Source organism: Nitrososphaera sp. (assembly GCF_050748925.1).
In the GTDB taxonomy this organism is placed as follows: Archaea; Thermoproteota; Nitrososphaeria; order Nitrososphaerales; family Nitrososphaeraceae; genus Nitrososphaera.
Genome location: NZ_JBOGQF010000113.1, coordinates 1 through 5,765 on the forward strand (window position 1 = coordinate 1; position 5,765 = coordinate 5,765).

Here is a 5,765-nt window from a genome sequence, read left to right on the forward strand (position 1 = left end):
CAATGGACGTAGACTATATGCGCAGGCAACACAAAAAGTGGTTCCCGCTACACATGGTGCTGCAGACAAGCTTGGCAGTCGGAGTGCTCTTGGTCTGAGGTCCACAGGAGGAAGCGGACCCCTTCATGGGCACTGCGCCTCACGATTTGTATCCATTTATGGATACTTTATAGTGTTAGCTACTGCATTATGCACCTAACAGGTAATATGCTTGCGAATTCAAGCTACGATAAGAAAATGGCCAAGTCTCAGACAACAGCCACGGTACTCCGGACCATTTCAGACGACAAGTCTATGGACCTTTTCAAGACTATTGCAGTCGGCAGCATTGACAGCGAGAACCTCAAGGGCAAGACCAAGCTCACTCGCAAGCAGTACTATTCCCGGCTCTCTAGGATGACAAAGGCAGGTCTCGTGAGGAAGAAAAGTGGCAAATACACCCTCACCGCGTTTGGCAAGGTAGTCTACGACTCTCAGACGACCGTCGACAGCGCGCTCACCAACTTCTGGAAGCTCAAGGCGATCGACTCGCTAGAGATGTCAAACGAACTTTCAAAAGAAGAGCAGCAAAAGCTCATCGACACCTTGCTGGACAACCAGGAACTCAAAGGAATCCTCGTAAAAGGTTCCTGAGCTTTTTATTCCAGGCTCCGTCTGCCTCCCGCTAGCGTGCCTTATAGTTTTTTGAAATTCTTGTGTATGAGCGACCCGTACTGCAGCGCCTTTTTCGGCTTCATGGCCGACTCTTCAGGCACGCCCACCAAAAGCGCGGCCTGCCTCAGTATGTGCTTTCTGACAAGGTCATCCGGCCCCCCGATCTTTTGGTCGACAGGTATCGTTTTTGCAAACAGGATAAAACCCGGCGAAAGGAAGGGCTGCCTCACCTGCACCCCAAACTCGCCTGCAACCTGCGATATTTCCTGCACGAGGACGAGTTCGTTTGCTAGCTTTTCCTCCATGAACGCCATTATGGCAGGCTCGCCTTTTTCATAGACTGACCGGTAGCCGTTGTAGCCGCAGAACAGCTCATCGCACCCGTTGGCACTCAGGACAATGTCGAGGCCCGCGCCCTTTGCTGCCCTTGCGATGTAAAAGTAGGCAATGCAGTTTTCAATGTGCGATGTATTACTGCAACCTATGGCTTGCTGGACGGCTCGCAGGTCGCGCTCAAAATCTGCCTCGCCCAGCTCTACCACGTTGTGCGCCATTCCAAGCTTTTGCGCGATTTGCCGTGAAAACTCGATGTCGTGAGAGCCGGGAAAGCCCACCGTGATGAGCAAGACTTGCCTGCCAAGGCCGGCGCATATCTTTGCCAGCATCGTGCTGTCCACGCCTCCTGAAAAGGCCACGGCAACCGCCTTTTCCGGCACGGTGTCTTCCACCGCCCGGCAAAGCGCGTCCCTCAGCTCCTGCAGCAACGTTTCCCGTAGGCGCGGGCGTGATAAAGCGTTATGGGTTGGCGTCGCTTTGCAGGGCAACCTGCACCCTTTCAGCGACAAGCCGGCCGCCTTCAGAGCCAAAGATCCTCACGAGGGTCTCTCTAACATGCGCCATGTCATACGGCCCCCTGCCTTCAAGCAAAATCCCGTGTCTTTCAAAATCCATTACGAGCATGTCCACGGTAGAGCGTCCAAGGATTTTGGCCAGACTATCCACTGCCCGCTTTAATTGCGCATTTGAAATCAGGCCTGCACCATCTATTTCGGGCAAAACAGCAAAATTGATTGAGAAAAGCAACTAAAATACTTATACCCGCGAAAGAAAGGTTTTTCCCGCATACGACCTTGAAGAGGCACGCCAGATTACCGCCGGGTCGGGCTTCATCTCTACATCCTGCGGATCCTTGGCAGCGCCAAGCGATTCATGTAATTTTCCTATGCCATCAAAAATCAAACTGCTTGGTGGTTTCTTGTGCAAGTAGGATAACTCTGGAACATGTTTGAGCAGCTTTTTTTAATCATTACCGCGTGCCCACTCTGTTGCTCTCCCGTATTGGCAGATAGGAGAGAGCAAGGTGCAGAGGGTTGCTCAACGGTTGGGACTCAATTCAGCAACCCCCTGTGACCTATCGACTCTGGGGAATCGATGATGGATTATTCATCGTCTTGTATAAAACATGGTCAGCAGTCACCTACTAGTGATCAAGACGATAGTTCCCTCCCGTCTTGGGATACTGGAATAACTGTCATTTTTGAAAGATGTGCGCATGGTCACTGGATGCTAGCTCGCCACTCTACAGAAAGCCACGTTGGCAGGGGCCATGGCATGAAAGACCCTGTACTGGCTGGACACGACCCAATAGTTTAGCGCAGTTTTGGCATGCGTGTATCGCCAGACCCGGCTTTACGAGCCCACGACAAGGAATTGATTGTCCCCCGAGATACCGTTTATATAGATAGCGCGCCAACTTGCATCAAACTGATGCCTAATGAGCGGGTCGTTCTAGATAGCGATCTACGGTACATTGACGGCAATGGCAACCTTCTTTTGAGCAGAGCCGAGCTGTCGGTCGCAAAGATGCTTGCGTTCCTGGGCCACGATTACAACTACGGCGCGATGGTGTCGCTGCCTGACGGCTCGCAGGCCAGAATAGACTTTGCAGCCGGCAGCAAGCTGATAGAAGTCATCGACTCTGAGGAGGACGCGGCCAAGTTCAAAAAGGTCAAGGAGGCTATGCCGGGCCTTGACGTCATTGCAGTGGGCCACTCGCGCTATGCGAGCAAGGTGAGCGAGATGGACTCGATGTTCTTTTACGACGAACAGGAACGGATGGCGACCGGCTCGATATTCATAGAGGACCCGTCGCTTGCGTTTGATTATGCCCACATACTGCCGCTGGTTGAAAAGTGCTCGGTGCTCCACGGCCACACGTCTACTGTCATGGTAGAGATAATCGGCAGCATGAAAAACAACCTCGTGGTCGACTTTGGGGACGCCAAGCGCATAATCAAGGACGCGCTAAACGCCATAGACCACAAGTTCTTTATCAACAAGAGGTACCTCAAAAAGGAAGACGACACGCACTATTACGTCGAGTTCCAGGGGCCCCGGGGCTACTTTAATCTGCAGCTGCCAAAGATGACGACCTACATGATGCCCGGCGAGGCCACTGTTGAAAATTTGTCGACAGAGATTATCAAGCTGCTTGCGCCGCGCATGCCGCCAAACGTGGAGGCCCTAGGCGTCTACATTTATGAAGGCGTGAACAAGGGCGCGCACATCATCGCCGGCGTAAAAAAAGATGGATAAGGCGCTGGTGATGCTCTCTGGCGGGCTGGATTCCGCCACCTGCCTGTACTGGGCCAGGCAGCGACACAAAGTTTCGGCCATCACGTTCAACTATTTTGGCCGGCTTGAAAAGGAAAAGCAGGCAACCGCGATGCTCGTGCAGGCCGCAGGGGTAGAGCTTGCCGAAGTGGACGTCCCCTTTGTCAAGGAGGCTTCCGACTTTGACCATGCCCAGTTCTCCGGCCCGGACGATAGGTGGGCATCATACGTGCCTGCAAGGAACATGATCTTTTACTCTATTGCCGCGCACTATGCAGAATATCTTGGCGTCAAGTGGATAATCGGCGGCCACAACAGCCACGACGTGTCATTCTTCAAAGACGCGACCAGGGGCTATATTGAAAAACTGAACGCGCTCTTGCGCGAAGGCTGCCTGCTGTGCGACGGCAAGGCATATGAAATAGCATTGCCGCTTGCAGACCTTGACAGGATAGGCGTCGTCCGGCTCGCTCAGGAGCTTGGCGTTCCGATGGAGCTGACATGGAGCTGCCACGGCGAAGGCGATACGCACTGCGGCCAGTGCTACGCGTGCAGGCAGAGGCTTGAGGCTTTTGCGGCGCTTGGGATAAGGGACCCGGCGTTTGCAACGTAAAATGAAATCCAAGTCAACAGATTATGCAGCAGCTCGATTATTTCAGGCAGACGGGAAGTGCTTGCCTGCCAGTAAGGAACGAGAGCGGAGGGTGGGATTTACGCTCGTTTTACTTGTAAATTCGCCTTATACATCAAGGATATGAATCTAGAATCGAATCTGGTTTTTGAAATTTACCTTCCGGTCATATCAGAAATCCGTCGAGCCGCCAGCACTATATGGGCTTCCCTTGACGCTGACTACATAATCGACATCATTGATGCGCTTTAGCAGCTGCAGGTCTAGTTTGTGGCTGGTTATCATCTTTGTGCCCTGAAGGTAAAACCCAGGTGCCATCCCAGTGGCTTCGATCACCCGCTTTCTGACGGTTTCGGTGTCTTGTCCGTCCTTGAGGATGGCCTCGACAGTGTAAATGTTATGCCTTTTTGCTTTCTGGTCAAAAATTAACCTGACTACTAGAACAGGATCAACCTTTGGAAAGACCGACCTTATCGCATTGTCTGCCTCTGAAAATTCCTTCACCACATCTTCAATCGTGCTCATTCTATACGGGTTAGTCTGTCCTGAAATTATAAAAGACGTTCGTCTGTATCCCACGTCGCCAATGGCCCGCCCATCAAATGTTGTAGCTTTTCAACCAACATTCTGCTATTATAGACACGCGACGTTGCATTTCTTGAAACGGACATTATGCACGGCAGACATTACTCCAATCTTGAAGAGCAACCAGGACACAAAATGATGCTGTCTGTGGAAAAAGACATCCATCTGGCTTTGGAAAGGAAAAAGACTTCAAAAGAAACGAGGATAATTCTAAAAGAGATGCTCCTGATCTGCGAGACGTACAGAGAGATTGCGGGCTGAAGGAGGACATTGAGGCATCCGCGCGGGAGAGACCTTTTTTATCGATGAACCTCAAGCGTCGTCCATGTTTATACCATAAACCACTGCGGATAGTCCCCTTTGATGATTTTTCCTTTTTGTGGCGGCAAGAGCTTTTTCGCTGCAACAGCTCGCAGCCAGAACAATATTTCACCCCAGGAGCAACCGCAGACATCTACGCCCAGCAGTCATAAAAGAACAACAATTACCCGCGTTTTTGTTGATACACTGGAAACGCGCATGTGAGCAAAACCGAGAGGCGGTGCTTGCTCAAGGCAGCCGACTTTCAATCCCGTCTTTCAGACCGATGTCGCTCAGCCAGACCATCGTAAAATGCGGGACATCTGTTTTTACCGCGATATTTTCGTCAATGCTTTCTATTATCCCAAAACCACTTACCCTCCCTTTTTCGCCAAGGCCCACAAACATGCTTTCTGCCGCAAGCAGCGCCGGCCGGCCACCGTGAACAAACCTGACATCGCTTGTCTTCCTGCTTGCAGATCCTTCTCCAACAAAGCGCATAAACTGCTCCAGCCTGTGGCCAACTCTTTCATGGTAGGTCTTTGCCGCCTGCCATGACGACCTTGCCGGCAACATCTGCCAGGGGCCTTTCAGCTCTGCCGCAAGTTGCCTGCTGCCAAGGACCACTATCGCGTCAGGCTTTAGCGCGCGTGCAAGCATCCTCTTGTACCTTATGTCGATATAGCCGTCAGTATTGATGATGTGCAGCCCTGCAAGGTGCCGGGTCCGGCCGAGGAGCGACCTCATCCTGCCTGCCACCAGCCTCTCGCGCCCCGCAGGCGAGATGCTGCCGACAAACTCGAAAAGCCGGGCATCGACATCGCGAAGGTCTGTTGCAGGCGCGGCCATGGGAGCCGCTCCCATGGCTGCAGGCGGCGCGAGGTCACCCTGCCCAATGTCGCCATCAGTTATGCACGGCGTAATGCCGCGGCCGATGGCCACGTTGGCAAGGTACGTGCAAAACGTCGACTTGCCGGCACCT

Annotated in this window: 8 protein-coding genes; 4 read left to right on the forward strand and 4 right to left on the reverse strand. The window is 52.5% G+C overall.

Annotated features, from left to right (window positions below; genetic code table 11):
• Positions 1–237: 237 nt before the first annotated feature.
• The gene (locus ACREAY_RS09280) at positions 238–633 is read left to right on the forward strand and encodes a hypothetical protein (protein WP_431755490.1); all 396 of its coding nucleotides are present in this window, start codon (positions 238–240) and stop codon (positions 631–633) included.
• Between the two features lie 41 nt (positions 634–674).
• Here ACREAY_RS09280 and ACREAY_RS09285 read toward each other — a convergent pair whose 3' ends face one another.
• Together ACREAY_RS09285 and ACREAY_RS09290 are read right to left on the reverse strand one after the other, a co-directional pair.
• The gene (locus ACREAY_RS09285; RefSeq protein WP_431755491.1) at positions 675–1,418 is read right to left on the reverse strand and encodes an asparagine synthase C-terminal domain-containing protein; all 744 of its coding nucleotides are present in this window, start codon (positions 1,416–1,418) and stop codon (positions 675–677) included.
• A 31-nt stretch (positions 1,419–1,449) separates the two neighbouring features.
• Positions 1,450–1,656, reverse strand: coding sequence for a hypothetical protein (locus tag ACREAY_RS09290; protein WP_431755492.1), 207 nt, complete (start codon positions 1,654–1,656; stop codon positions 1,450–1,452).
• Between the two features lie 765 nt (positions 1,657–2,421).
• Between ACREAY_RS09290 and ACREAY_RS09295 the strand changes: the two genes are divergently transcribed.
• Positions 2,422–3,249, forward strand: coding sequence for a 6-pyruvoyl trahydropterin synthase family protein (locus ACREAY_RS09295; RefSeq protein ID WP_431755493.1), 828 nt, complete (start codon positions 2,422–2,424; stop codon positions 3,247–3,249).
• Positions 3,242–3,880 (forward strand): 7-cyano-7-deazaguanine synthase, encoded by a 639-nt coding sequence (locus ACREAY_RS09300; protein ID WP_431755494.1) that lies wholly within the window; start codon positions 3,242–3,244, stop codon positions 3,878–3,880. The genes ACREAY_RS09295 and ACREAY_RS09300 overlap by 8 nt, the downstream gene beginning before the upstream one ends.
• Positions 3,881–4,069: 189 nt before the next feature.
• Here the strand turns inward: ACREAY_RS09300 and ACREAY_RS09305 are convergent, their stop codons facing one another.
• Positions 4,070–4,423 carry a hypothetical protein gene (locus tag ACREAY_RS09305; RefSeq protein WP_431755495.1) on the reverse strand — a complete coding sequence of 118 codons (354 nt, stop codon included), beginning with the start codon at positions 4,421–4,423 and terminating at the stop codon, positions 4,070–4,072.
• 195 nt (positions 4,424–4,618) lie between these two features.
• On the opposite strand from ACREAY_RS09305, the gene ACREAY_RS09310 reads away from it, so the two are divergent.
• On the forward strand, positions 4,619–4,744 hold the full coding sequence (locus ACREAY_RS09310; protein WP_431755496.1) for a hypothetical protein: 126 nt from the start codon (positions 4,619–4,621) through the stop codon (positions 4,742–4,744).
• Positions 4,745–5,032: 288 nt separating this feature from the next.
• On the opposite strand, the gene ACREAY_RS09315 is transcribed toward ACREAY_RS09310, so the two are convergent.
• On the reverse strand, positions 5,033–5,765 hold a 733-nt coding region (locus ACREAY_RS09315), incomplete at its 5' end, for a Clp1/GlmU family protein (protein ID WP_431755497.1).